Here is a 26,807-nt window from a genome sequence, read left to right as displayed (position 1 = left end):
AAACATGTTGAAACAACGCACCCTGAAACGAGTCGTGAAAGCGAGTGGTATCGGATTACACAGTGGGCAAAAAGTAATGATTAACTTTGTACCACATGTAGCTGATGGGGGTATTGTTTTTCGCCGTATTGATTTAAATCCGCCTGTAGATATTCCTGCTAATGCGATGCTGATTCAAGAAGCATTTATGTGTTCAAATTTGGTACAAGAAAATGCCAAAGTTGGGACTATCGAACATATTATGAGTGCGATTGCAGGTCTTGGTATTGATAATCTGATTATTGAAGTATCAGCTTCAGAAGTTCCAATTATGGATGGAAGCGCCGGTCCATTTATCTATTTACTCATGCAAGGTGAGTTGATGGAGCAAGAAGCGCCTAAAAAATTTATAAAAATATTAAAGCCTGTAGAAGCATTAATTGACGATAAGCGCGCTATTTTTAATCCGCATGATGGTTTTCAACTTAATTTTACGATTGATTTCGATCACCCAGCCTTTGCCAAAGAATATCAGTCTGCCAGTATTGATTTCTCAACGGAAACATTTGTTTATGAAGTCAGTGAGGCACGTACTTTCGGCTTTATGAAAGATTTGGATTATCTTAAGGCGAATAATTTAGCTTTGGGTGCTAGTTTAGATAATGCAATTGGTGTTGATGATTCAGGTGTTGTGAACGAAGAAGGCTTACGATTTGCTGATGAATTTGTACGTCATAAAATATTAGATGCGGTGGGTGATCTTTATTTACTCGGACATCAAATTATTGCGAAGTTTGATGGTTACAAATCTGGACATGCACTCAATAATCAACTGCTTCGCAATGTTCAGAGTGATCCATCTAATTATGAAATTGTAACATTTGATGACGAAAAGTCTTGTCCAATTCAATATGTAAGTGTGATCTAAGTCATTGTCTTCAGGTTAAATGTTATAGTGTAACATTGTTAAGTGTGACTTAATTCGCTTTTAAACTAGTGAATGACGTTTAAATCAAATGGTCCAGTTACTTTTTATTGCTTGCCAAACGTATCATAGCTTGGCTAAGCTTAGGATCGTTCACAAAACTAGCAGCGTTGAGTAACATTTCTTGCGTTGTCGGACATAAAGAAGTTTTGGAATTTTCAGTTTGTGTTTGGGGAATTTCTTTTTTTGCTCGAAGACGAACTTGGATTTTTTGTAAATCTTTGAGTTCAGGGATTTGTGATAACTGAGAAATATACTGTTTTTGAAGGTAACCGAGTTGACTAATCATGGCTTGATTTTCACCGGTGATGGTCAAAATACCGTATTGATAACAGACAACTTGCCATTGTTCATTTTTGGGCAATAGCGGTTGAATTAATTTTGTAAGTCTCTGCCAGTCAGCAACTTGCTTTGTGAGAAACGATAAGTTTCCTGTTTTTATGTGTTGTCTTGTTTGTTGAAACATATTTTTTGGTTCTGACATACATTGTTCCTACATTGTTTTGTCTTAATCTTAAACGCTTGTTTCTTTCGATATCAAGGAAGAGATCACACAAGAGACTTGAGTAAGAACAGTTTAATGAGGTTTATATGTATACGCGACGTATTTTATTAGCGTTTTCTTTAGCAGCTTCAGCAGCTTCGGTTGCATTTGCAGATTTAGTTCAATTAGATGCCACACAAGCCTCCAATCCTGATCGATTGGAAGAGTTAACAAGAACACTATCACAAGGTTCTTATAGTCATCCTGATGACATGGACATTCCAGCGACAGCACAAGTCGATGTGACAGTTCGAGCGAAGGCGGATCCAATCGAATTAAATAATGCGCTGCTTAATAGTAAATACCCTGCTAAAAAAACTACAACTACAAGTTCAAATCGTTACTCTTCAAATAATGCATATTCATGGTTAGTGACACACCCGCTTCCAACTGGTCGTGTCAGTTCAAATTATGGCGGCCGAACAATGGGCGGCCGTGCTGAAAACCATTCAGGCTTAGATCTTGCTGCACCAACAGGCACTCCAATATATGCAACTGGTCCAGGTATAGTGACCAAATCAGGTTGGGGTACAGGTTATGGTCAATATGTTGAAATCAACCACGGTAATGGGTATATCACACGATATGCACATGCTTCACGTTTGATTGCTAAAGTAGGTGATAAAGTCACTGCTGGTGAGCATATTGCCAATGTGGGTTGTACTGGACGTTGTACTGGTCCTCACTTACATTATGAAGTGGTCAAAGATGGTCAGCGTAAAAACCCTTCAACTTACCTAGCGATGTTGCCTTAATTAATTATCAAACCTCATTAATACACATCCATTGTTAAGTCGTTTGAATAAATCGCCAAGCAGAGTCTTGGCGATTTTCGTTTTTGCTGTCAGGTCACCTGATTAAATTTAAGATTAGAATAAAGCTTTGTATAAAAAAACAGCAATATTGGCGTTTTAGTGTTAATTTGTGTAATAAATGGTCAAGTACTATTTGTTATCGAAATATTAGTCTAATGTCGTATTCATTTATAGCCATAACTGCGTATCGCGAAAATATGTTAAATATAGGGTATACAAATAGGCATGAATATAGGTGTAATATGGCGTATTACGGTGATACCGACGCACAAGAAACCCAAGAGTGGCAGGACGCTTTTGACTCTGTTTTACAGCATATGGGGACGGAAAGAGCAGCCTTTCTTCTTGAAAAACTGTATCAACGTGCGATTGCGAAACATGTTCCCATTCAGCGTCTAAATACTCCTTACTTAAATACGATTTCAGTAGAAGAGCAACCTGCAATGCCTGGCGATCCAGATATGGAGCGCCGAATTCGTGCTTTGATTCGTTGGAATGCTTTAGCAATGGTGCTTCGCGCCAATAAAACAGGCGACGATCTTGGTGGTCACTTAGCCAGCTTTGCATCTTCTGCAACTTTATATGATGTTGGCTTTAACCATTTCTTCCGTGCGAACAGTGATAACTTCGGCGGTGACATGATTTATTATCAAGGTCACTGTGCACCAGGGATTTATGCGCGTTCATTCTTGGAAGGTCGTTTAACTGAAGAGCATCTAAACAATTTCCGTCGTGAAGTTGATGGTATTGGTTTACCTTCGTACCCACATCCATACTTAATGCCAGACTATTGGCAGTTCCCAACGGTATCGATGGGTCTGGGTCCAATCATGTCCATTTATCAAGCACATATTCAAAAGTACTTGATGAACCGCGGTTTGATTAAAGAAGAAGATCGTAAGGTTTGGGCTTATCTTGGCGATGGTGAGATGGATGAGCCAGAAAGTACTGGTGCAATCTCGTTGGCAGGTCGTGAAAAGTTAGACAACTTGGTTTGGGTTGTAAACTGTAACTTGCAACGTTTAGATGGTCCAGTTCGTGGTAATGGTAAGATCATCCAAGAACTTGAGTCTTTATTCCGTGGTGCAGGTTGGCGCGTGATTAAAGTAGTATGGGGTCGTCATTGGGATCCACTACTTGCTAAAGATGAATCTGGTGCGCTTAAAGCCATTATGGAAGAAGCTGTAGATGGTGATTATCAGCGTTATCAAGTGAAAGGTGGTGCTTATACACGTGCGCACTTCTTTGGTAAATATCCTGAAGCTGAAGAGTTAGTTAAACACTTAAGTGATGAAGATATCGATAATTTAAATCGTGGCGGTCACGATCCTTACAAAGTATATGCTGCTTATGCAGAAGCCATGAAATCTACAGGTCAGCCAACGGTTATTCTCGCGAAAACTGTTAAAGGTTACGGCTTATCTGAAGAAATTGAAGCGGTCAATAAAACGCATCAAATCAAGAAAATGCAACTTGAATCGCTTAAATATGTACGTAACCGTTTCAACTTGCCATTTACCGATGAGCAACTTGAAGAAGTTCCATTTTATCGCCCAAGTGAAAACTCGCCTGAAATTAAGTATATGAAGGCTCGCCGTGAGGCATTAGGTGGTTACTTACCAGCACGTCGTAAAGAGAGCGAATCTTTAGCGATTCCTGAGTTGTCTGTATTTGATGCAGTGTTAGCTGGTTCTAATGGTAAGCAACAATCAACGACCATGGTGATGGTACGTTTAATCTCTGCACTACTGAAAGAAAAAGCAATTAAAGACCGTGTGGTACCAATTGTTCCAGATGAGGCGCGTACTTTCGGTTTAGAAGGGATGTTCCGTCAATTGGGCATTTATGCCGCGCACGGTCAAAAATATACCCCTGAAGATCAAGAGCAGTTGATGCATTACCGTGAAGCGAAAGATGGTCATATGCTTCAAGAGGGGATCAATGAAGCAGGTGCGATGAGTGCTTGGGCTGCTTTAGGAACAAGTTATTCAACCAATAACCTTCCTATGATCCCGATGTACATGTATTACTCAATGTTTGGCTTCCAACGTATTGGTGATATTGCATGGGCGGCAGGTGATGCACAGGCGCAAGGTTTCTTATTGGGTGCAACTGCTGGTCGTACTACGCTGAATGGTGAAGGTCTACAGCATCAAGATGGTCACTCACATATTCTTGCGAATACGATTCCAAATTGTATTTCTTATGATCCATGTTTCGGATATGAACTTGCGGTGATTGTACATGACGGTCTAAAACGCATGTATGTGGATCAGGAGCGTGTGTTCTATTACTTAACTGTAATGAATGAGAACTATGAGCATCCAGCGATGCCACAAGGTGCTGAAGAAGGCATTAAACGTGGTATGTATTTACTTGAGGAAGATGAAAAAGCCACAGTTCAGCTTTTAGGTTCAGGTGTAATTCTGCGTGAAGTGATTAAAGCGGCTCAAATCTTACGTGATGAATATCAAATTCATTCGAATGTCTACAGCGTAACAAGCTTTAATGAGCTTGCGCGTGATGGTATGGCGTGCGAAGAATATAATCGTTTACATCCACTTACTGAAGATGTAAAAGAAGCATGGGTGTCGAAGCAGTTGCGTGGTACGAAAGGTATCGTCGTTTCTGCAACAGATCATATGCGTGCTTACAGTGAGCAAATTCGCGCTTACCTTCCAGATAACCGTCCATTTGTAGCATTAGGTACAGACGGTTATGGTCGCTCAGATACACGTGCAAAACTTCGTAGCTACTTTGGTGTAGATGCTGCACATATTGTTGTTGCGACACTGAAGAAACTTGCTGACGAGGGTGAAGTAGATGCGCGTCTAGTTAAAGATGCGATTTCTAGCTTTGAATTAGATACTGACCGTCCAGTCGCTTGGGCACCTCAAACAACGCCTGAACTTCACGCTGTAGCTGACTACAAAGAGGAGAACTAAGCATGCAAATTACGACTCCTGATATTGGTGTAGATAAAGCTACAGTGGCTGAAATTTTGGTCAAAGTGGGTGATACGATTAGTGTCGATGACAGCATTGTTTTGTTGGAGTCTGACAAAGCATCTGTTGAAGTGCCAAGCACTTCAGCAGGTGTGGTGAAAAGTATTTTGGTGAGCCTTGGTGACGAAGTTGCTGAAGGTGCGGTTTTGGTAGAGCTTGAAGCGGAGGGGCAAACGTCATCTGAAGCACCTACAGCACAAGTTGAAGAATCGAAAGCACAAGCTCACGCAGAACCTGTAGACCAATCTCAAGCGGAAGCGCCTGAAGCAGCATCAACGGCGTCTGAAACTGTTGATGTTCAAGTACCAGACATTGGTGTTGAAAAAGCCACTGTGGGTGAGATCTTGGTTGCGGTTGGCGACGAAATTGATGCCGATCAAAGTATCATTGTCGTTGAGTCTGACAAAGCGACAGTTGAAGTTCCAAGTGCTGTTGCGGGTACAGTTGAATCGATTGAAATTTCAGTCGGTAATACAGTGAAAGAGGGTGTTGTGATTCTGAAAGTGAAAACAGCAGCTTCAGCATCAACCGCGGCGCAAGCTGCTGCAGAAACTACACCGACGACTGTTCCATCTGCAGAGGCACCACCTGCAGAATCAACAAAAGAGACAGTTGCTTCAGCGCCAGCAGGTAAAGTTGAGATCGCTGTCCCTGACTTAGGTGTAGACAAAGCTGCTGTAGCTGAAATTTTAGTGGCTGTTGGTGATAAGGTTGAAAAAGACCAAAGCATCATTGTGGTTGAATCAGATAAAGCGACTGTTGAAGTACCAAGTACCACCACAGGTGTGATTACCGCAATTCATATTGAATTGGGTCAAAATGTGTCTGAAGGTGTGGCTTTAGTCACGATTGAAGCTGAAGGTCAAGCAACCCCAGTTACAGAAGCCCCTGTATCAGCACCAGTGACTACAAAAGCGGAAGCACCAAAAGCTGCCCCTGCGCAAGCAGCGGTTGCTACTGTACAAACAGCAGCCCCTTCAGCAGATAAACTGACCAAAGAGCAAAATGCAGCAAACGCCAAAGTATATGCTGGTCCTGCGGTACGTAAGTTGGCGCGTGAGCTTGGTGTTGTGTTGGCAGAAGTCAAAGCTTCTGGTCCACATGCACGCTTAATGAAAGAAGACATCTTTGCGTATGTGAAAACACGTTTAACTGCACCAGCACCTGTAACTGCTGCACCGACAGTTGCTGCACCAGCAGGATTGCCTAAATTACCAAGTTTTGACGCCTTTGGTGGTGTAGAAGAAAAAGCGTTAACACGTTTACAGCAAGTGTCTATTCCACAGTTGTCATTGAACAATTATATCCCGCAAGTGACCCAATTCGATGCGGCAGATATTACGGAGCTTGAAGCATGGCGTAATGAGCTTAAAGGCAACTTTAAGAAAGAAGGCATTAGCCTGACCATTATGGCATTCATCATCAAGGCTGTAGCGCATTTGCTAAAAGAAGAACGTGAGTTTGCAGGTCACTTGTCTGATGATGGCAAAACCGTATTACTGCGTAAAGAAATCCATATGGGCATTGCTGTTGCTACACCAGATGGTTTAACAGTGCCTGTGCTACGTAATCCAGATCAAAAATCAATTAAGCAAATCGCAGTTGAACTCGGTGAGTTGGGTCAAAAAGCACGTGATAAGAAATTGTCACCGAAAGATCTGCAAGGTGCCAACTTCACGATTTCAAGCCTAGGCGCAATTGGTGGTACGGCATTCACTCCGCTTGTCAACTGGCCGCAAGTGGCAATCTTGGGTATTTCACCTGCAACGATGCAACCTGTGTGGAATGGACAAGGTTTTGATCCACGTTTAATGCTTCCATTGTCATTGTCTTATGACCATCGTGTCATTAATGGTGCTGATGCTGCTCGCTTTACCAATAAACTGACGAAGCTGCTTAAAGATATTCGTACATTGCTCATCTAAATATTTTTAACGTATTTTGTCTGCAGAATCAAAACCTCACTTCGGTGGGGTTTTTATTTGTAAAAACAAAAAGCCAGGCTTATAATGGATAAACTTCATTGGGGAGTAGCCGCTGTTCTGCAATAGAACAGGTGATGGTCAACATATTTGCTCTAAAACGAGCATGGTCATCATAGCAAAGAACCAAATGAGCTCTATTTGAGCTTTCTTTTGTTGGCAAGACCTTTGATTTACCATTCTGCGGATTTTTGGCTAGCAGGGATGGTGGGTCATTGGTATTTGTTATGCTAGCCAGAGAAAGACATCATGTATGAATTCCTTCTGTCTACAGGTATCGTCGCACTAGCTGAAATGGGTGATAAAACCCAATTGTTAGCTTTACTTCTTGCTGCACGCTTTCGTAAACCCGTTCCAATCTTAATTGCTATTTTGTTAGCGACAATTGTCAATCATGGAGTTTCCGCTGCTCTAGGACAATGGGTTACAACAATTTTAAGTCCCGAGATCCTCATGTGGATTCTAGCAATAGGATTTATTGCTATGGCTGCTTGGATGCTGGTCCCTGATGAACTAGAGGATGAGTCAGGAAGTATTCAAAAATGGCAAAAATTTGGCGTTTTTGGAGCGACATTTATTTTATTTTTCTTGGCTGAAATTGGCGACAAAACGCAGATTGCGACAGTGGCACTTGCTGCACGTTTTGACAGTATCTGGTGGGTGATGGCTGGAACGACATTAGGTATGATGATCGCTAATGCGCCGGCAGTATTTATTGGTGATAAATTGGCGAATCGATTACCTATTTCCTTGATTCACAAAATTGGCGCAATAATTTTCCTTGTCATAGGTGTGGGCACTTTAGTGCAACATTATTGTTTATAAATGGTTGTATACGCATAAAGATCTGAATCTTCAAAAGATTTAGTTTATTTATAAATAGTATTGAAATAATGCACCATGAAAGTGATTCATAATGGTGCATTTTTTTAATGGAAGTTATTGATTAGTAAATAAATATAATAAAAATAAATCTTGTTTTTGAAATTAAGTTTTTTTAGGATTTCGTCACTAAAAAATTATTTTTAAGAGATTTAAAAATGCTCTCTCAGATTTCTGCACAGGATGCGTGTTTAAGTTGTGGTGCTTGTTGTGCCTATTTCCGTGTTTCATTTTATGGTGCGGAAGCGATGAACATCCCTACCGAGATGGTTGAGGATATTAACCCTGTATATGCTTGTATGGTGGGGACGAATCAAACTAACCCGCGATGCGTTGCTCTAGAAGGAGAAATAGGGAAGCAGGTCTCTTGCTCGATCTATACGGTTCGCAGTTCATCGTGTAGAGAGGTCCAAGCCGGAGATGCGCAATGTGCCAAAGCTCGACAAGCCCATCATCTGATCCCATTAATTGATATTGAAATTGTTCCATCGTCGAATGATGACGATTACGATCAGGTCAGTTAATTTGAATGATTTAAAATATGCTTCTGTTTTATATGCTCTTATTATGATTTTCTCGGATAGTAAATTGCATAAAAATAGGGGTGATGGGTAAATTTCATAAAATTGTCGATAATAAGAAATGAAATTTACCTTAAAATTTGTATATAATGGCGCACGGAAATTACCAGTGAGACTGTTATGTTGACCATCGTTCAAGACGCGTTAACTTTTGATGATGTCCTATTACTCCCTGCCTACTCTACTGTTCTCCCAAAAGATGTCTCTCTAAAGACACGTTTAACTCGCGGCATTAATTTGAATATCCCTCTTGTGTCTGCAGCAATGGATACGGTGACTGAATCCCGTATGGCAATTGCAATGGCACAAAATGGCGGTATTGGTATCCTTCATAAAAATATGGATATTGCAGCGCAAGCTGCTGAAGTACGCCGTGTGAAAAAATTCGAAGCAGGCATGGTGAAAGATCCAATTACAGTAACCCCTGAAACGACTGTGCGTGAGTTAATCGCAATTACGCAAGCGAACAATATCAGCGGTGTGCCAGTGGTGAAAGATGGCAAAGTAGTTGGTATTGTGACAGGTCGTGATACACGCTTTGAAACTAATCTTGAACAGCCAGTAAGCAACATCATGACTGGTCAAGATCGTTTGGTCACCGTTCGCGAAGGTGAATCGAAAGAAAACATTCAGGCACTTCTCCAAAAAAATCGCATTGAGAAAGTGATTGTTGTTGGCGAAAACAACGAACTAAAAGGTTTAATCACTGTAACAGATTTTAATAAGGCTGAGCTTTATCCAAATAGCTGTAAAGATGACTTAGGTCGTTTACGTGTGGGTGCTGCAGTTGGTACAGGTGTAGAAACTCCAAGCCGTGTTGAAGCATTGGTTGATGCGGGTGTTGACGTGATTGTAGTCGATACTGCACATGGTCACTCTGCTGGTGTTATCGAGCGCGTACGTTGGGTTAAAGCCAACTACCCACAAGTTCAAGTCATTGGCGGTAACATTGCGACTGGCGATGCTGCATTGGCTTTACTTGATGCAGGCGCAGATGCTGTGAAAGTAGGTATCGGTCCTGGTTCAATCTGTACGACTCGTATTGTTGCAGGTATTGGTATGCCACAAATTTCGGCGATCGATTCTGTTGCTAACGCACTGAAAGATCAAATTCCATTGATCGCAGACGGTGGTATCCGCTTCTCAGGTGATATGGCAAAAGCGATCGGTGCAGGTGCAAGTACGATTATGGTGGGTTCTTTACTTGCTGGTACTGAAGAAGCACCAGGCGAAGTTGAATTCTTCCAAGGTCGTTATTACAAAGCTTACCGAGGAATGGGTTCATTGGGTGCAATGGCGGGTGCAACAGGTTCTGCGGATCGTTATTTCCAAGACTCTAAAGCAGGTGCTGAGAAGTTGGTTCCAGAAGGTATTGAAGGCCGCGTACCTTACAAAGGGCCAATGGGCAACATCGTGCATCAAATGATGGGTGGTTTACGTTCATCTATGGGTTATACAGGCTCTGCAGTGATTGAAGATCTTCGTCAAAATGCGAAATTCGTGAAAATCACGTCTGCGGGTATGTCTGAATCACACGTTCACGATGTGACCATTACTAAAGAAGCACCGAATTACCGTGTTGGTTAATTGCCTGTTATAAAACAATTTTTAAAAAAAACCGTCATGTAAATGACGGTTTTTTTATTTTGGTGTAAAGTGGTGCGCATTGAAAAAGGATGATGTTAATCACCCGCTAAGAAGTGAGAGAATGAATGAGTTATTTTGGTACTGATGGTATTCGTGGGAAATTCGGTGTATTTCCAATCACACCTGAGTTTGCACTCAAATTAGGGTTTGCTGCGGGTAAAGTACTTAAGCGTAGAACAAAAAGAAATAAACCGATTGTGGTGATGGGCAAAGATCCTCGTTTATCAGGTTATATTTTAGAAGCTGCTTTACAATCGGGTTTAAACGCAGCTGGTGTTTATGTGCATTTATTGGGTCCATTACCTACGCCTGCCATTGCTCATTTAACTCGTGCTTTGCATGCCAGTTTAGGGATTGTCATCTCAGCTTCACATAACCCTTATCATGATAATGGCATTAAGTTTTTTTCTTCAGAAGGAAAAAAATTACCAGACGAGTTTCAAGATGAGATTAATGCTGAACTCGAGAAAGATATTGTCATTGATGATATTGCGAGTCTAGGAAAAAGTGTGCGTGTTGATGATGCTCCAGGTCGTTATATTGAATTTTGTAAATCAACGTTCCCATACCATTACGATTTAAACAATTTAAAAATTGTCGTCGACTGTGCCAATGGAGCAGCATATAACGTGGGTCCTGCGGTATTCCGTGAGCTCGGTGCCAAAGTGATTGCGATTCATAATGAACCGAATGGTTTGAATATTAACCAAGGCTGTGGCTCAACTCATCCTGAGAGTTTGCAAGCTGCTGTAGTTGATCACCAAGCAGATTTGGGTATTGCATTTGATGGCGATGCAGATCGTGTCATTCTAGTGGATCAGAATGGAAAGCTGATTGATGGCGATCATATTCTATATATCTTGGCGACACAAAGTGCCAATAAACCAGCCGGTATTGTCGGTACGCTCATGAGCAATATGGCACTTGAATTAGCACTTGAAAAAGCAGAAGTTCCACTGCTACGTGCCAAAGTTGGTGACCGTTATGTATTGCAAGGTTTAGAGGAAAACGGTTGGGTTATTGGTGGTGAACCTTCAGGTCACATTTTAACTCTAGACAAGAGCACCACAGGTGATGCGATTATTGCAGCCCTACAAGTCTTAACTGTCATGGTTGAACAGAAGAAAGCATTGCATGAGTTGGTTGCTGACTTTAAATTACTGCCAAACGTGCTTGTAAATGTCCGTTTAGATGCAATGTTTGATCCATACTCAGTACCTGCATTGGCTGCAGAATTTGCCAAAGCCGAAGCGCAACTTAAAGGTCGTGGTCGATTACTGATTCGTAAGTCAGGGACTGAACCTGTAATTCGTGTGATGGTTGAAGGTGATAATCTTCAAGAAGTGACTGCACTGGCACATGCTTTGGCAGATGCTGTACGTGCTAATGCAGCAGCTTAATCGGGGATTGACTCATGAGTGATTTGATTAAAGATCTCAGTGAACTGCGCCTAAATTATCAAAAAGGCGAATTACATGAGGATCAAGTGAATGCTGATCCACATGAACAGTTTCTATTGTGGTTTAACCATGCGTTAGAAGCTCAGCTTCACGAACCGTATGCCATGTCATTGGCTACGGCAAATGCCGATGGTCGACCGCACGTACGTACCGTATTACTTCGAGGTGCGGATGAAAATGGTTATGCGTTCTATACCAATTATGACAGCCAAAAAGGACTCGACTTAGTAGCCAATCCTTATGCGCAAATTCTGTTTTATTGGGCAGAACAAGAACGCCAAATTCGCATTTCAGGTCGAGTGGTAAAAATTTCGGAACAAGAATCCGCTGATTATTACCATAAGCGTCCGCGTGATAGTCAAATTGCAGCGCATATTAGTACCCCACAAAGTGGTGTGATTGCGAGCCGTGACGAGCTACAGCAACGCTTTAATGATTTGCATGAGCGTGTGGCAGATCAACAAACTTTAGATAAGCCTGACTTCTGGGGTGGTTACCGTATAGAGCCAGATTATTATGAGTTCTGGCAAGGTCGCCCAAACCGTTTGCACGACCGTTTGTGTTATGAAAAAATCGACGGTGCGTGGAAATTACAACGATTGATGCCATAAATGCCAAAATTTGAAATCAAGCAACGTCCATTTTTAACACGCCCTGAAAATTTTCAGGGCGTGCCTTCATTTATTGCCGAAATTTTGGCACGTCGAGGCGTTGAATCTGAACAAGAACTAGAACTGAAATTAAAATACTTATTAGCGCCAACTATGAAGGGGTTAGATGCTGCAATTCAGTTGATCGACCAAGCCATTGATCAACACAAAAAAATTGTGATTGTCGGTGACTATGATGCTGACGGTGCGACCAGTACAGCACTGATGATGCTTGCACTACGTGACATGGGGGCAGATGTTGATTATTTAGTCCCTGATCGCTTTAAGTATGGCTATGGTTTGACACCTGCTATTGCAGATCTTGCGTTTGCCAACTTTACGCCTGATTTGTTGATTACGGTCGACAATGGCATTTCAAGTCATGATGGAGTTAAGCAAGCTCAAGATCATGGGATGCAAGTAATTATTACCGATCACCATCTCACAACCAAGCCAACGCCTATGGCTGAGGCAGTGGTGAATCCGAATCAACTCGGTTGTGAGTTTCCAAGTAAAGCTTTGGCAGGAGTAGGAGTTGCCTTTTATGTGTTGGCGAACCTATCCAGTCATCGTAAAAAAATGGGCAAGTCTTTTGCACAAATGACTAACTATTTGGATTTGGTTGCGCTTGGGACCTATGCCGATGTTGCCAGTTTGGATTATAACAACCGAATCTTAATCGACAGTGGTCTAAAGCGGATTCAACAAGGATTATGTCGCCCTGGGATTTCAGCCTTATTAGATATTGCCAAACGTGATCCTGCAGGACTGACAGCGCAAGACTTAGGTTTTGTGATTGGACCGCGAATTAATGCGGCAGGGCGTATGGAAACCATGGACATTGGCATCGAATGTCTCTTAGCATCCGACTTGGCTACAGCATATCCTTTAGCGGAACAGCTGAATCAACTCAATGTGGAACGTCGTCAGGTAGAAGGTAAGATTAAACAAGAAGCATTGACTGCATTAGATCAAATTCAGCTAGATAAGGATGCAATACCTGCAGCGTTAATTATGTTTGAGCCACATTGGCATCAAGGCGTGATTGGAATTGTGGCAGGACGCTTAAAAGAGCAGTTCCATCGTCCGAGTATCGTTTTTGCCCGTGATGAAGATGACATTCATATCAAAGGTTCAGCGCGTTCAATTGAGGGAATTCATATTCGGGATGCGATTGAGCGTGTGGCTGAGAAATATCCACATATTGTCAGTCACTTTGGTGGGCATGCTGCAGCTGCAGGTCTAACCATTAAAAAAGAACATTTTGCTGAGTTTAAGCAGGTATTTGAGCAGTTGATTGCCAGTCAAGATGAAAGTCTGTTTACTGCAACCTTATGGACGGATGGGGAGTTGCCAGCTTCAGCTTTCCAAATTGAAACGGTGGACGTATTACAAAATTTAAGTCCTTGGGGGCAAAAGTTTCCTGCGCCTGTATTCGAGGGAGTATTTAAAATTTTGGATTATCGCTGGCTTAAGGATGTGCACTTGAAACTGCGTGTAGCTTTAGAAAATGGTCAAGTGGTAGAGGCAATCGCCTTTAACGCAGCAGATAAATATCAGTTTGATCCGATGCTCAATGAAATTCGCTTGGTCTATGAGCTGGATAAAAATACCTTTAATGGTAATACCAGTTTACAAATGCGCATTGTACATATGCATCAATAAAAAAACCGCTCATCAGAGCGGTTTTTAGCACTCAAAGATCAGAAGCGGTATGCACCACGTACAGCAAAAGTATTGCCGTCATCTGCAAAACCAATTCGTCCTTCGACACTTATTTGCTGATTGAAGAATTTTTTAGCATTTACACCAAACTCATCAAAAGATCCGCCATTGAAATCTTGATTGAAATAGTCAACACCCACGCTGAGTGATTTATCAATATAATAATCGCCTCTTAACGAGAACTCGTCTAGATCACCAAATGCAGCTCCAGCCTCTAAATTCACATCATTTGTGCCAATTTGAGTGACATATTTTGCTCGAATAGTAGGGTCAATACCATCATCGTTGTCATCATCCCAACCACGTAAACCAGCTGCGACCAATAAAGATGGTGCTAAGAAATAACCAGCTTCAATTTTATAGTTTGTGACATCATTATCAGTGGTGTTAGGTATTTTTTGAGTTTCCTGAGAAAGATTGGCATTTAGATAGAAATCAGTATTTGGAACAAAGTATTCAATTCCAACACCATAATTCCAGTATTCGACTACATCAAAGTCGTCATAAGATACTTTTGCATTCACGTTGCTCGAACGATTTAAAAATGCAGCTTCGTTCAATGGAGAGTTCTTGATTTGAACAGGATTAAAATAATATGTGCCATCAAGCGCAAAACCTGCAGAATTGCTACCATTATCAGGATCGATCAATTTGGCTGTAGCCCCAACTTCAGCTTGATACGCATGTGCAGTTCCTAAGCTTGCAATAAGTGCAGTCGCAAGTGTAATTTTTTTAAACATATATTGACTCTCTTTGTTATAGAAATATGACTGTTTTGTGACAGCTGATTTCTATTGTAAGAACAAAAGGGGATGAGTCAATGCACAAAAAATGACATTCCATCGGGATTTTGCACAAAAAAAGCCCATCATTAAGATGGGCTTTTAAGAAACACTAAATTTTAATTAAGATATTAGAAGCGATATTTAGCAGCTAAACCGAACTTGTTGTAATCATTATTTGCAAGTTCACCGAAACCTACACGACCTTCTAAGCTTACTTGAGGTGTGAAGAATTTACGTGCGCTTACACCAAACTCGTTTGTATCTGCAGGACCAGTATCTTTACTATAGTAATCCACACCAACACTTAAAGTTTTATCGATGAAGTAATCAGCAGCTAGATTATATTCATCAAGGTCACCGAATGCAGCGCCAGCTTCTAAGTTGATATCTTTACCGTTAGACAATGTAGTTACATATTTAGCACGTAATGTTGGGTCAACACCATCATCATAGTCGTTATCGTAACCCTTAAGACCTGCTGCAATTAATAAGCCAGGTGCAGGCAAATAACCTACTTCAGCACCATAAACTGTCTCATCAAAATCAGGTCCAATATCAAATTTACGATCATCACGACCAACATTACCGCTTACATAAAAATCAGAATTAGGTACGAAGTATTCAACACCTACGCCGTATTGATGTCTTTCATCATCACCAACTTCGCTGTATTGGTATTTCGCATTTACATTACTTGCACGATCAAGGAATGCAGCTTCAGCTAGTGGAGCATTGCGTGTTTGAACTGGTTGGAAATAATAAGTACCATCAACACCAAATGAACCACTTGTACTACCATTATCAGGATCGATAAGACCTGCAGAAGCACCTACTTCAGCTTGATATGCATTTGCAGTTCCAGTTACAGCTAAAGCAGAAAGAAGTGCAGACGCGATTGCTAATTTTTTCATGGATACTTCCCCTCAATAGAGTTAGTTGTTAATACATTTTTTGTTACAAGTTCAGTGTAGGGGAAAATCATGAAGGATCAATCAAGCAAAAGTAACAGTAATGTATCTTGTGTAATTTTTATGTAAAAATAAAAATTTAAGTTATTGATTTTAAAAAATAAAAAAACATGTTAATTCATGTGAAAGATAAGGTGTTTTAGTCATTTTATGTTGCTTTTGAATATGAATTGTATGCAATTTGAACGAAAGTAGCAGTTTTGGAACTGCTACTTCCCCATGTTGAATGGAATTAGAATCGATATGTTCCGTTTATATTAAACTTATCTTCATCATCACTGAATCTTAAAATACTCCCAAGAGAGAGGTTATTATTGATAAAGTATTTGCCACGTAATTGGTATTCGTCTTTATGAATTTTACTAGTGCTATTCGTATCTCGCGTATAAGCACTACCTAGGCTTAAGCGTTGAGTTAAATAATAATCCCCACCAAATGTAATCGAATCAATATCATGTCCAAAGCTACCATCCAATTCTAAATTGAGATATTGACCATTTTGGCCTAATGGGGTGACATATTTGGCTTTTAAAGCAAAAGCATTTTCATCAAAGCCTTCACCTTTATAAGCATTAATACCTACTGCTATCAGTAAATTTTGAATAGGAGTATAACCAACGAGAGCTCTATAGGTGGTTAGATCGAAACGCTGCTTATCATGAGATGAACCGTTTAGTGAGCTTGAGCGTGACTCCACTTTATAATGTTGACGACCGACCTCACCTGTGAAGTACAGTTGATCAATATAATATTCTCCCTCTATTGAATAGCCGTGCAGCTCTTGTTTGCTTTGCGCAACTGTTTCATTTATATACACTTTATCGTCTTTAATATGCTGAAAACTATATTTCGCTGAAACGCGATTATGGTGGCCAAGAAATGCAGCCTCATTAAGTGGTTTATTTTCAGTATCAACTGCTTTGAAGTAATAAGTACCTTCTGTTTCAAATACACCGTGATAATCAACCTTGAGACTATCATGGTCAAAATAGGTATATCCAGCATCAATTTGAGCTTGGTAGGCCATGGCTGAAGTTGTCAAAGGGAGGATGGCCAAAGCCAAATAGGTTTTGTTCATTTTCATAAGTCTCTGCTTATTGTTGTAAAAATAAAGTAAGTATTTTTTAATAATTAAATGTATTGTTAATAATAACTAAACAATGGTCAAGAGAATATTGAATAAAAAAGCAAACTCTCAAGTTTTACTTGGCTGTGTTAAAATATTGGCAATTTTGATATAGACATATTTAGGATCTACACCGTGGAAATTAATCCTTATCTTCTCCAGCTAAAAGACTTGAGCGAACGTGGTCAAACACTACGGGGGTATCTTTGACTACGATCTAAAGAAAGAGCGTTTAGAGGAGGTTCTGCGCGAACTTGAAGATCCAGCAATTTGGAATGATCAAAATCGTGCTCAAGCGATGGCGAAAGAAAAAGGTGAGCTCGAAAACGTTTTAAATGTTTTAGATGGTTTAGCAACACAACTTGATGATGCACAAGCGATGCTTGATCTTGCTGTAGAAGCGGATGAAGAAGAAATGCTTGCAGATGTTCAAGCAGAACTTGATTCAGCTGAGGCTGAACTAGCTAAACTTGAATTCAGACGTATGTTTAGTAATCCAATGGATCCAAATCCTTGCTATGTCGAAATTCAAGCGGGGTCAGGTGGTACTGAAGCTCAAGATTGGGCATCTATGCTATTACGTATGTACTTACGTTGGATTGAGCGTCATGGCTTTAAAGCTGAGTTAATGGAAGAATCTGACGGTGATGTGGCTGGGATTAAATCGGCAACTATTCGTGTAGAAGGCGAATATGCTTATGGTTGGTTACGTACTGAATCAGGTGTACATCGCTTAGTTCGTAAATCACCTTTTGACTCAGGCAACCGTCGTCACACTTCATTCTCAGCGGTTTTTGTGTCTCCAGAAATTGATGACAACATTGAAATTGAGATCAATCCAGCAGATGTTCGAACGGATACATACCGCGCTTCAGGTGCAGGTGGTCAGCACATTAACAAAACAGATTCTGCCGTGCGTTTAACCCATGCACCTACTGGAATTGTGGTGGCTTGTCAGAACCAGCGTTCACAACATGCTAACCGTGATCATGCTTGGAAACAGCTTCGTGCTAAATTGTACGAATTGGAAATGAATAAGCGTAATGAAGCAGCTCAAGCACTAGAAGATTCTAAATCGGATATTGGGTGGGGGAGCCAAATTCGATCTTATGTGTTGGATGATTCACGTATTAAGGACTTACGTACTGGCGTTGAAAATTCAAATACGGGTGCCGTGTTAGATGGTGATCTTGATAAATTTATTGAAGCTAGTTTGAAACAAGGGCTTTAATATTTTTTTTAAAAAAGGCAGGGCAAAAGCCCTGCCTTTTTCGTTCTAGCACGAAGCTTGCTAGATTAAATCAGTTCAATGTTAGAATCAGAATTATTCGGCACAGTCATTCATAAACTCGATTTGTTAAATATCGTAATAATTCGATATTAATATCTATAAAAATCGATATAATGAGTTCAGCACAGTGCAGATCATTAACTTGAGTGAAATGAGATGGATACTGAAGCAATTTTTAAAGCCTTATCGAACCCGATACGCCGCCAAATTTTACAATGTTTAAAAGATCCAGAGCGCTTTATTCCACAAGATGAGTGCGTGCAAGATTTTAGTCGTGGCGTATGTGCAGGACAGATTGAAAAAATTGCAGATGTATCTCAGTCAACCATGTCTAATCATTTATCTGTTTTACAGCAAGCAGGTTTGGTTCATGTTACTAAGCATGGTCAATGGTCTTATTTTTCTCGTAATGAAGCACTGATAAAAAGTTTTGCAGAACACCTTCAACAATCACTCTAACGATAATGAGTGAAGAGGATAGATGAATGACTGATTTTAGTAGCCCAGTAGTCTTTGGTGAATTAAAGCTCAAAAATCGCGTGGTTATGGCACCTTTAACGCGTAGTCGTGCGACAGATGATCGCGTACCAACAGAAATGATGGCTGAGTATTATGCGCAACGTGCAAGTAGTGGATTAATTATCTCAGAAGCGACCGTAATTTCTGAGGAGGCGAATGGCTATTTAAATACGCCAGGATTATTCACTGATGCTCAAGTAGAAGGGTGGAAGAAAGTAACCCAAGCTGTTCATGATAAAGATGGCTTAATTGTCGCTCAGCTTTGGCATGTTGGACGTGTGTCACATCCAGATTTACTGAAGGGTGATATACCCGTTTCGGCGAGTGCTGTTCAACAAGCCGGACATGTCAGTTTGTTGCGTCCGAAACGTCCTTATGTCTTGCCACGTCCATTAGAAATTTCTGAAATTCACGCGATTACAGCGCAATATAAAGAAGCAGCAATTCGTGCTAAAGAGGCAGGATTTGATGGTGTGGAATTGCATGCGGCGAATGGTTATTTAATTGATCAATTCTTGCAATCGAAAACCAATCAGCGTGAAGATGAATATGGTGGCTCGGTTGAAAATCGTGCGCGTTTCTTGTTAGAAGTCGTGGATGAGCTAATTGAAGTTTGGGGTGCTGGTCGAGTAGGTGTACATTTAGCTCCTCGTGGTGATGAACACGATATGGGTGATGATGATCCACGTGAAACTTTCGGTTATGTGTTAGAACAACTCGGCCAAAGACACATTGCATTTTTCTTTACACGTGAATATTTGGCAGAAGACAGTATTAGTCAAGAATTAAAAGCGCGTGGACAAGGTATTCCTTTTATTGCCAATATGCGTTTAAGTCGAGAGGATGCTTTACAACTTCTCACTTCAGGTCAAGCTGATGCAGTGTCTTTTGGTAAAGATTATATCGCCAATCCTGATTTATATGAGCGTTTGGTACAGAATGCTCCTTTGAATGAATTAAAGTTAGAAAATATGATCGGGACGAATGTGGCTGAAGGCTATATCGATTATCCTTTTTTACAAGGAAATTGAAATTTAAGATAAGTATTTGAACCGAAAAAATTCGCAGGGTATGATCTCAACTTCGTGGTCATGCCCTATTTTTTTAAGAAAGCTCGAGGTCTTACGTTTTGACAACTCCATTTTGGTATAACGCAGCATTGGCTTTATTAAAGCCAATTTATAAATGGCGTATAAAAAAGCGAGCAGACAATATTGAGCAATTTCATCAAGAGTGCTTAGAGCGCTTCGGTCCGTTTCAATCTCCAAAAAATCTTAATGCGATATGGTTTCATGTGGTTTCAGTTGGAGAAACCAATGCTGCACAACCTCTGATAGAACATTATTTAAAGCTTGGGTATGCTGTGTTGGTTACGAATACCACCAAAACAGGTCAGGCACGAGCTAAATCCTTATTTGCAAAAGTACCATATGTAGATCTTTTTCAAGCAGTATATTTACCTGCAGATCAAAAAAAATTAGTCAGTGCTTTTTTAAAAAAATATCAACCTAAAATGTTGGTTTTGGTTGAAACGGAACTATGGCCCAATTTAATTGATCAGGCGAAAATTAATAAAATACCCACTTTTTTGGTGAACGCACGTTTATCTGAAAAGTCAGCGAAAGGATACGCCAAAGTACCAAGTATTACTCAGCCTATGCTCAGCGGTCTGACTCAACTTTTGGCTCAAGATGAAGCTTCACTGAATCGATTTAGGGCTTTAGGTGCTGCTACAGCGCATAGTCAAACAGTGGGCAGTATTAAGTTTGATATTCATGCGCCCGAAGAAATGTTATTGAAAGCGCAACAAATTCATCAAGATTGGGATTTGCAAGCACGCCAAATTATTACGATTGCAAGCACACATCATCCTGAAGAGAAAAATCTGTTATCCAAGTTTAAAGACTACTTAAATGATCATCCTGCCGTCTTGCTGATTATTGTACCGCGTCATCCAGAACGTTTTGATGAAGTTGCACAAGCCATTCAAAGTCATGAGTTAAAAATGCATCGACGTAGTTTAGGTGAAATCATTGAGGCTGATACACAAGTTTATCTTGCTGATAGTATGGGTGAAATGTGGATTTGGTATGCATTGAGCCAAGCAAGTTTTGTGGGTGGATCATTGAATGAACCTGGCGGTGGGCATAATATCTTAGAGCCAATATCACTCAATGTCCCGACTGTGATTGGACCGAACTACTTTAACTTTCAAACCATTGTCGATGAATTTGTGGAAGAAAAAGGGATTCTAATCGGTCAAACTACGGAAGAGGTGGTGAATCATCTTATTCAGTGCTTATCTCAGGATGAAACGATTTTAGCAGTACAAAATCAGGCTCAAAAGATCATGCAACGGAATACAGGGTCGTTGCAAAAACATATTCATGTCCTGAATCAATACCTTTAGTTTTTTTTAGTATATGAATATTGTATTGCTTGATCCTGCATCAGCACAGGATGACCTCTGGACGATTCAATCTGCACGCCAAATTGAGCATCTGAAGCATCAACTTGATATTAAAATTGGAGATACTTTAAAGGTTGGTATTAGAGGTGCTGGTCGATATACAGCTGAGGTCATAGAAATTTCTGAAAGGAAAATCTTAATTCAGCCACTTTATGAAGAGCATGTACCGAAGAAATTACCTGTAACGTTAATCGTTGCTATGCCTAGACCGAAAGTATTGAGACGATTGATTCAAGATGCTGTAACTCTAGGCGTAGAAAAAATCATTTTGCTGCACAGCTATCGGGTCGATAAAAGCTATTGGCAAACACCATTTTTACAGCAAATTAATCACTATGTTCAACTGGGCTTAGAACAAGCGGGTGATACATTTCCACCTGAAATCGAAATATATAAACGCTTTAAACCTTTTGTGGAAGATGTTCTTCCTCAAATGATTTCCGTTGAACGACCAGCTTATGTAGCACATCCTTATGCAACCCACAGTATGCCTCATGCGATTGAGCACCCGTGTACGATATTGATTGGGCCTGAAGGTGGTTATATTCCTTATGAGATTGATTTACTCATAAAAAACGGCTGCCAAGCTGTCAGCTTAGGCAACCGAATTATTCGTACTGAGACGGTGATTCCTTATGTGTTAGGTCGTCTGTTTAGCACGTGGTGATTCATCTTCTTGTGAAGAATCTCCGCGATAGACTTTAACCTCTTGAACTGGATATGGAATCGAGATTTCATGTTCAGCAAAAGCTTGAATCACTTTTTCTTGAACTAAACTAATAGATGTAGATGTCGCAGTTTCACCCGTATTCACCCACCAACGTACAGTGAGGTTGATTGAGAAATCAGCTAAGGCAGAGACATTCACGCTAAATGCAGGTTGACTGAGGATTTGTTGATCCCGGTCTAAAATACTCAAAATAATATCTTTCGCTTTTTGAACATCATCTTCGTAACCAATACCGACCACGAATTCACAACGACGACGTGGATATGCCGTATTAACAGTAACTGCATTGGTATAAACCGTTGCGTTGGGAATGACGATACGGCGACCATCAGGTGAACGTAAGTAGGTTGCACGAATTTGAATATCTTCAACGGTCCCCTCTAAACCATTCACAATGATATCGTCGCCAATTTTGAAGGGTTCACCGAGTAGAATTAAGATACCAGAGAGCAGGTTTTGAAAAATATCTTTAAATGCAAAACCAATTGCGACAGATCCGATCCCCAGTGCACTCATCAGCTGTCCAGGTGTAAACCCTGGAATTGCAATAACCATCGCAATTAAGAAGCCAAAGAAAATAATAAAAGAGCTACCGACGCGGTTGAGGACGAGCACTAAATTTTGTTTGGTATATGAACGCTCTGAAAGTGCTTTTCTGACAAATAATTTGAACAGCTTAGACAACAACCAAAATAAGGTAAATACAATCAAAGCAATACAGATATAAGGGATTCGTTCCCAAAAGCCATCCATGATTTTATCAATGGTGGTATATGCATCATTGTATTTCGCAGTATGTGCAATGACGGTTTGAGCCGTTTTCTCACTTGCATCTTGTAGAAGTTGAGTCGTACCTTGAGCCACCTGACTCAAAGAATTTTGTTGTTCAGCCACGAGTGTTCCAAATGTATTGAATGTTTACATTTTGCCTGAAAATACAGTGAATAAAAATCACGTTCGCAGGTTTTATCGTCATTTTTATTCATTGAATAAACTGAAAACAACAAAAAAATTGCATGTTTTTATAAACATTCAGCACCTTGTCCAACAAAAAAATCGACATGGTATTTATTGATAAAAAAATGGAGTTTTTTGACAACGACAGATTTTACTTGCTTAGGAATGATGATCAGCAATGATTCGGATCATTGATTGTTAGATATTTTAGGTTGTTCAATTGGCAAGAAGATACGGATAACTTTTGAAATAAATGAATGCTCAGTCTACGACCAAAGCATGATTGTTTGAAATTTTAAAGTATAGTCATACTCAAGATATAAGACAAAAAATGATCAGTATGATCAAGACAACTCTCGAGATGAGAAACATAAATCAAGGATGCGAATTATGAATGAAATATATCCAGTACCCGAAGTTTTTAAAAAAACTGCACGAACCAATGAAGAGCAATATTTCGAGCGGTATAAAGCATCTATTGAAAACCCCGAAGCATTTTGGACCGAAGCAGCCAAGAAACTAGACTGGATTAAGCCTTTTACACAAGTCAAAAATACCAACTTTGATAAAGAGAATTACAAAGTTGAATGGTTTGCAGATGGCCAATTAAATGTCAGTGAAAACTGTCTCGATCGACATTTAAAAGAACACCCACATAAACCTGCGATTATTTGGGAAGGTGATCATCCATCACGCCATAAAATTATTTCATTTGAAGAATTACACGATGAAGTTTGTCGTTTTGCCAATGTTCTCAAGAAGCATGGCGTGACCAAAGGCGACCGTGTTGTTCTGTATATGCCAATGGTCCCTGAAGCAGCCATTGCGATGTTGGCATGTACACGTATTGGTGCGGTACATTGCGTGGTGTTTGGAGGTTTTTCACCAGATTCTTTAGCAAGTCGTATTGATGATAGCCAAGCAAAAGTCATCATTACAGCAGACTCGGGCATGCGGGGTGGTAAGCCAATTCCACTGAAAGAAAACGTTGATGCAGCGATGGAGCTTGAAGGGACGAGCTCTGTACAAAATGTCATTGTGGTGCATCGTACTGGTAACCCAATCACAATGCATGAAGGTCGTGACCTGTGGTATCACATGGAAATCATGACAGTCACAGATATCTGTCCACCTGAACCAATGAATTCAGAGGATCCGCTGTTTATTTTATATACTTCAGGCTCAACGGGTAAACCTAAAGGTGTGCTACATACTACAGGCGGTTATCTGACTTACGCGAACTTTACCTTTAGGGAAGTATTTGATTTAAAACAAGATGATATTTTCTGGTGTACCGCTGATGTCGGTTGGATTACTGGTCATTCTTATGTGTTGTATGGTCCACTTTCAAATGGGACGACAACCTTGATGTTTGAGGGTGTTCCACAATACCCAACTTGGGCACGCACTGGACATATTGTAGATAAGCACAACGTCACAATTTTATATACGGCACCAACGGCGATCCGAGCGATGATGCGTGAAGGTGATGCATTTATCCGTGAAAGTGACCGTAGTAGCTTACGCTTGTTGGGCTCCGTCGGTGAGCCAATTAATCCTGAAGCTTGGAACTGGTACTACACCGTAGTTGGTGAAAGTCGTTGTCCAATTGTAGATACATGGTGGCAAACTGAAACAGGTGGCTTCATGATTTCGCCTTTACCGGGCGCAACTGCACTTAAACCTGGTTCTGCAACACGCCCATTCTTTGGTGTACAACCTGCTTTGGTTGATGCTGATGGTAAAGAGCTAGAAGGAGAGGCTGAAGGTAATTTGGTGATCAAAGATTCTTGGCCAGGACAAATGCGTACCATTTGGGGTGATCCAGATCGTTTTATCGAGGCATATTTCTCAACTTATCCAGGGAATTATTTCACGGGAGATGGTGCACGCCGTGATAAAGATGGTTATTACTGGATTACGGGGCGAGTGGATGATGTTCTGAACGTTTCGGGACACCGCTTGGGGACTGCAGAGATTGAAAGTGCATTGGTTGCACATGAACATGTTGCAGAAGCAGCCGTTGTGGGTATGCCACATGACATCAAAGGTCAAGGGATTGCAGCCTATGTAACTTTACAGGCAGATACGCCAGAGTCAGAAGAACTCAGGAAAGAGCTAGTAGGTTGGGTAAGAAAAGTTTTAGGACCTGTGGCTACACCAGATGCAATTTATTGGGCGCCAGCATTACCCAAAACACGTTCAGGCAAGATTATGCGCCGAATTTTGAGAAAAATTGCCGCTAATGAGCTAGATAGTTTGGGCGATACCTCAACTTTGGCAGATCCACAGGTCGTGGATCAATTAATTGCTGAAGTGAAATCACAGCAGTAATCCCGATTAAACAGACGAAGTCATGTTTTAAATACCGTTAGTTCAACTAGCGGTATTTTTAGTTCAGTGATAAGAAAAGCAGGCATTGTGATAAGTCAAATCATGTTGATCTGATAAGCTTATCAGCAGATGCGATACGGAATATAACAATGAATTCTCCCCTAAATTTTAATCCTGAAACGCCACTTGAGACTGCGCAAATACTTGCATCTGAGTTTGCGAAAACCGCAGCAGAACGAGATAAACAAGGTGGAAATCCAAAGGCTCAGCGAGATCTAATTCGACAAAGTGGCTTGTTGTCTTTATCTATTCCAAAAGAATTTGGTGGGCAAGGTGCAACTTGGAGCACGATTTTTAAAACTATTCAAACCATTGCTCAAGTTGATAGTTCACTTGCGCATGTATATGGCTTTCATCATTTGCTTATTGCGACGGTACAACTTTTTGCACAGCCAGCTCAATATGGAGATTGGTTTAGACAAACCGCCAAACACAACTTATTTTGGGGAAATACGTTAAATCCATTAGATCGTAGAACAACCGCGAAACAAGTTTCTGATGAAGAATTTATCTTCCATGGTGATAAAAGTTTTTGTTCTGGATCAATTGATTCAGATATCCTGCTCTGTTCGGGATTTAATGAAGATGGAAAGTTACTGATTGGCGTGATTCCAACAGCACGAGAGGGTGTGAGCTTTCTTGGGGATTGGAATAATATGGGGCAACGTCAAACGGATAGTGGTACCAGTCATTTTGAACAGGTCAAAATTCGCAAGGATGAATTACTCCTCAATCCCGGTCCTTTAAGTACACCTTATTCAAGTTTGAGACCGCTAATTGCTCAACTGATTTTCGTGCATTTATTTTTAGGTGTTGCTGAGGGAGCGTTCAATGTTGCGAAAGAGACAGTTCAAACACAAAAAGCTTGGTCGAAATCACTGGTTGAACAAGCGGTGAATGATCCATTTACCCAAAAGCATTTCGCCGAATTTTATGTGCAACTTGAAGGTGTGCGCTTGCTCGCGGAAAAAGCGATCAATACATTACAAAAGGCGTGGGATGAAGGGGAAACATTAACTGCGGAGCAACGTGGTGAAGTCTCAATTACAATCGCTACCGCCAAAATCGCAGCGACTCATACTTCACTTTATGTGACACAAAATATTTTTCAAGTGATGGGCGCACGCGCCACTACTGCAAAACTGAATTTAGATCGATTCTGGCGTAATGTACGAACCCAAACCCTGCATGATCCAATTGATTATAAATATCAGGAAGTCGGAGAGTGGGCATTAACTGGAAAAGTTCCAGATCCGAGTTTCTACTCTTAGATCGAATTGATTATGAAAAAAGCCTCTATCGTAGAGGCTTT

Annotated in this window: 22 protein-coding genes and 1 riboswitch; of the genes, 17 read left to right on the top strand and 5 right to left on the bottom strand. The window is 40.6% G+C overall.

Annotated features, from left to right (window positions below):
* Positions 1–4 precede the first annotated feature (4 nt).
* On the top strand, positions 5–907 hold the full coding sequence (gene lpxC, locus AC1M9B_RS04445; protein ID WP_481591845.1) for a UDP-3-O-acyl-N-acetylglucosamine deacetylase: 903 nt from the start codon (positions 5–7) through the stop codon (positions 905–907).
* 97 nt (positions 908–1,004) lie between these two features.
* On the opposite strand, the gene AC1M9B_RS04440 is transcribed toward lpxC, so the two are convergent.
* Positions 1,005–1,448 carry a DciA family protein gene (locus AC1M9B_RS04440; protein WP_035265826.1) on the bottom strand — a complete coding sequence of 148 codons (444 nt, stop codon included), beginning with the start codon at positions 1,446–1,448 and terminating at the stop codon, positions 1,005–1,007.
* Between the two features lie 107 nt (positions 1,449–1,555).
* Here AC1M9B_RS04440 and AC1M9B_RS04435 point away from each other — a divergent pair, with 107 nt between their 5' ends.
* The 9 genes from AC1M9B_RS04435 (at position 1,556) to recJ (ending at position 14,195) form a co-directional block, all read left to right on the top strand.
* Entirely contained in the window at positions 1,556–2,263 is a 708-nt protein-coding gene (locus AC1M9B_RS04435) for a M23 family metallopeptidase (protein WP_481591846.1), read from the top strand.
* A 302-nt stretch (positions 2,264–2,565) separates the two neighbouring features.
* Complete coding sequence (gene aceE / locus AC1M9B_RS04430) at positions 2,566–5,268, top strand: pyruvate dehydrogenase (acetyl-transferring), homodimeric type (RefSeq protein WP_092766512.1); 2,703 nt, start codon at positions 2,566–2,568, stop codon at positions 5,266–5,268.
* Positions 5,269–5,270: 2 nt separating this feature from the next.
* Positions 5,271–7,253, top strand: a complete 1,983-nt coding sequence (locus AC1M9B_RS04425) for a 2-oxo acid dehydrogenase subunit E2 (RefSeq protein WP_481591847.1) — start codon at positions 5,271–5,273, stop codon at positions 7,251–7,253.
* Between the two features lie 88 nt (positions 7,254–7,341).
* Positions 7,342–7,484, top strand: a riboswitch (yybP-ykoY riboswitch).
* Positions 7,485–7,559: 75 nt separating this feature from the next.
* The gene (locus AC1M9B_RS04420; RefSeq protein WP_035265818.1) at positions 7,560–8,135 is read left to right on the top strand and encodes a TMEM165/GDT1 family protein; all 576 of its coding nucleotides are present in this window, start codon (positions 7,560–7,562) and stop codon (positions 8,133–8,135) included.
* Between the two features lie 215 nt (positions 8,136–8,350).
* The gene (locus AC1M9B_RS04415) at positions 8,351–8,716 is read left to right on the top strand and encodes a YkgJ family cysteine cluster protein (RefSeq protein ID WP_179999146.1); all 366 of its coding nucleotides are present in this window, start codon (positions 8,351–8,353) and stop codon (positions 8,714–8,716) included.
* A 177-nt stretch (positions 8,717–8,893) separates the two neighbouring features.
* Positions 8,894–10,360, top strand: coding sequence for an IMP dehydrogenase (guaB, locus tag AC1M9B_RS04410; protein ID WP_035265814.1), 1,467 nt, complete (start codon positions 8,894–8,896; stop codon positions 10,358–10,360).
* Positions 10,361–10,485: 125 nt separating this feature from the next.
* Positions 10,486–11,820 carry a phosphoglucosamine mutase gene (gene glmM / locus AC1M9B_RS04405; protein WP_481586871.1) on the top strand — a complete coding sequence of 445 codons (1,335 nt, stop codon included), beginning with the start codon at positions 10,486–10,488 and terminating at the stop codon, positions 11,818–11,820.
* A 14-nt stretch (positions 11,821–11,834) separates the two neighbouring features.
* The gene (pdxH, locus tag AC1M9B_RS04400; protein WP_481586870.1) at positions 11,835–12,491 is read left to right on the top strand and encodes a pyridoxamine 5'-phosphate oxidase; all 657 of its coding nucleotides are present in this window, start codon (positions 11,835–11,837) and stop codon (positions 12,489–12,491) included.
* Positions 12,492–14,195, top strand: coding sequence for a single-stranded-DNA-specific exonuclease RecJ (gene recJ / locus AC1M9B_RS04395; RefSeq protein ID WP_481591848.1), 1,704 nt, complete (start codon positions 12,492–12,494; stop codon positions 14,193–14,195).
* A gap of 38 nt (positions 14,196–14,233) precedes the next feature.
* Here recJ and AC1M9B_RS04390 read toward each other — a convergent pair whose 3' ends face one another.
* The 3 genes from AC1M9B_RS04390 to AC1M9B_RS04380 all read right to left on the bottom strand — a co-directional run bounded on the left by AC1M9B_RS04390 (position 14,234) and on the right by AC1M9B_RS04380 (position 17,092).
* A complete protein-coding gene (locus AC1M9B_RS04390; protein WP_481591849.1) occupies positions 14,234–14,995 on the bottom strand; it encodes a putative porin in 762 nt (253 codons plus the stop codon).
* Positions 14,996–15,168: 173 nt separating this feature from the next.
* Positions 15,169–15,951: a putative porin gene (locus AC1M9B_RS04385; protein ID WP_035265806.1), complete on the bottom strand. Its 783-nt coding sequence runs from the start codon at positions 15,949–15,951 to the stop codon at positions 15,169–15,171.
* Between the two features lie 289 nt (positions 15,952–16,240).
* The gene (locus AC1M9B_RS04380) at positions 16,241–17,092 is read right to left on the bottom strand and encodes a putative porin (protein WP_481608660.1); all 852 of its coding nucleotides are present in this window, start codon (positions 17,090–17,092) and stop codon (positions 16,241–16,243) included.
* Between the two features lie 177 nt (positions 17,093–17,269).
* Here AC1M9B_RS04380 and prfB point away from each other — a divergent pair.
* The 5 genes from prfB to AC1M9B_RS04355 all read left to right on the top strand — a co-directional run bounded on the left by prfB (position 17,270) and on the right by AC1M9B_RS04355 (position 22,081).
* Positions 17,270–18,365 (top strand): peptide chain release factor 2 gene (gene prfB / locus AC1M9B_RS04375; protein WP_143047395.1). Its coding sequence is split into 2 segments (ribosomal slippage): positions 17,270–17,341 and positions 17,343–18,365, totalling 1,095 coding nucleotides; the frame shifts between segments, so codons are not numbered across the junction.
* A 216-nt stretch (positions 18,366–18,581) separates the two neighbouring features.
* Positions 18,582–18,884, top strand: a complete 303-nt coding sequence (locus AC1M9B_RS04370) for an ArsR/SmtB family transcription factor (RefSeq protein ID WP_035265803.1) — start codon at positions 18,582–18,584, stop codon at positions 18,882–18,884.
* Between the two features lie 26 nt (positions 18,885–18,910).
* The gene (locus AC1M9B_RS04365; RefSeq protein ID WP_179999132.1) at positions 18,911–19,975 is read left to right on the top strand and encodes an alkene reductase; all 1,065 of its coding nucleotides are present in this window, start codon (positions 18,911–18,913) and stop codon (positions 19,973–19,975) included.
* 98 nt (positions 19,976–20,073) lie between these two features.
* Positions 20,074–21,354 (top strand): 3-deoxy-D-manno-octulosonic acid transferase, encoded by a 1,281-nt coding sequence (locus AC1M9B_RS04360; RefSeq protein WP_481608659.1) that lies wholly within the window; start codon positions 20,074–20,076, stop codon positions 21,352–21,354.
* Between the two features lie 13 nt (positions 21,355–21,367).
* Positions 21,368–22,081, top strand: a complete 714-nt coding sequence (locus AC1M9B_RS04355) for a 16S rRNA (uracil(1498)-N(3))-methyltransferase (RefSeq protein ID WP_481608658.1) — start codon at positions 21,368–21,370, stop codon at positions 22,079–22,081.
* Here the strand turns inward: AC1M9B_RS04355 and AC1M9B_RS04350 are convergent.
* A complete protein-coding gene (locus AC1M9B_RS04350) occupies positions 22,055–23,038 on the bottom strand; it encodes a mechanosensitive ion channel family protein (RefSeq protein ID WP_481586863.1) in 984 nt (327 codons plus the stop codon). The two genes, AC1M9B_RS04355 and AC1M9B_RS04350, sit on opposite strands and share 27 nt — an antisense overlap.
* A 453-nt stretch (positions 23,039–23,491) precedes the next feature.
* Between AC1M9B_RS04350 and acs the strand changes: the two genes are divergently transcribed.
* Positions 23,492–25,435, top strand: a complete 1,944-nt coding sequence (gene acs, locus AC1M9B_RS04345; RefSeq protein WP_179999124.1) for an acetate--CoA ligase — start codon at positions 23,492–23,494, stop codon at positions 25,433–25,435.
* A 149-nt stretch (positions 25,436–25,584) separates the two neighbouring features.
* Complete coding sequence (locus AC1M9B_RS04340; RefSeq protein ID WP_481595752.1) at positions 25,585–26,766, top strand: acyl-CoA dehydrogenase family protein; 1,182 nt, start codon at positions 25,585–25,587, stop codon at positions 26,764–26,766.
* Positions 26,767–26,807 lie beyond the last annotated feature (41 nt).

The organism is Acinetobacter sp. ANC_7513 (genome assembly GCF_056779915.1).
The sequence above is the reverse complement of the archived record's forward strand: the minus strand, read 5'-3'. Positions and strand labels throughout refer to the sequence as shown.

Bases quoted from the DNA above. Each gene is read 5' to 3' on its own strand.
- lpxC (WP_481591845.1), top strand. From the start codon at position 5: ATGTTGAAACAACGCACCCTGAAACGAGTCGTGAAAGCGAGTGGTATC.
- AC1M9B_RS04440 (WP_035265826.1), bottom strand. From the start codon at position 1,448: ATGTCAGAACCAAAAAATATGTTTCAACAAACAAGACAACACATAAAA.
- AC1M9B_RS04435 (WP_481591846.1), top strand. From the start codon at position 1,556: ATGTATACGCGACGTATTTTATTAGCGTTTTCTTTAGCAGCTTCAGCA.
- aceE (WP_092766512.1), top strand. From the start codon at position 2,566: ATGGCGTATTACGGTGATACCGACGCACAAGAAACCCAAGAGTGGCAG.
- AC1M9B_RS04425 (WP_481591847.1), top strand. From the start codon at position 5,271: ATGCAAATTACGACTCCTGATATTGGTGTAGATAAAGCTACAGTGGCT.
- AC1M9B_RS04420 (WP_035265818.1), top strand. From the start codon at position 7,560: ATGTATGAATTCCTTCTGTCTACAGGTATCGTCGCACTAGCTGAAATG.
- AC1M9B_RS04415 (WP_179999146.1), top strand. From the start codon at position 8,351: ATGCTCTCTCAGATTTCTGCACAGGATGCGTGTTTAAGTTGTGGTGCT.
- guaB (WP_035265814.1), top strand. From the start codon at position 8,894: ATGTTGACCATCGTTCAAGACGCGTTAACTTTTGATGATGTCCTATTA.
- glmM (WP_481586871.1), top strand. From the start codon at position 10,486: ATGAGTTATTTTGGTACTGATGGTATTCGTGGGAAATTCGGTGTATTT.
- pdxH (WP_481586870.1), top strand. From the start codon at position 11,835: ATGAGTGATTTGATTAAAGATCTCAGTGAACTGCGCCTAAATTATCAA.
- recJ (WP_481591848.1), top strand. From the start codon at position 12,492: ATGCCAAAATTTGAAATCAAGCAACGTCCATTTTTAACACGCCCTGAA.
- AC1M9B_RS04390 (WP_481591849.1), bottom strand. From the start codon at position 14,995: ATGTTTAAAAAAATTACACTTGCGACTGCACTTATTGCAAGCTTAGGA.
- AC1M9B_RS04385 (WP_035265806.1), bottom strand. From the start codon at position 15,951: ATGAAAAAATTAGCAATCGCGTCTGCACTTCTTTCTGCTTTAGCTGTA.
- AC1M9B_RS04380 (WP_481608660.1), bottom strand. From the start codon at position 17,092: ATGAAAATGAACAAAACCTATTTGGCTTTGGCCATCCTCCCTTTGACA.
- AC1M9B_RS04370 (WP_035265803.1), top strand. From the start codon at position 18,582: ATGGATACTGAAGCAATTTTTAAAGCCTTATCGAACCCGATACGCCGC.
- AC1M9B_RS04365 (WP_179999132.1), top strand. From the start codon at position 18,911: ATGACTGATTTTAGTAGCCCAGTAGTCTTTGGTGAATTAAAGCTCAAA.
- AC1M9B_RS04355 (WP_481608658.1), top strand. From the start codon at position 21,368: ATGAATATTGTATTGCTTGATCCTGCATCAGCACAGGATGACCTCTGG.
- acs (WP_179999124.1), top strand. From the start codon at position 23,492: ATGAATGAAATATATCCAGTACCCGAAGTTTTTAAAAAAACTGCACGA.
- AC1M9B_RS04340 (WP_481595752.1), top strand. From the start codon at position 25,585: ATGAATTCTCCCCTAAATTTTAATCCTGAAACGCCACTTGAGACTGCG.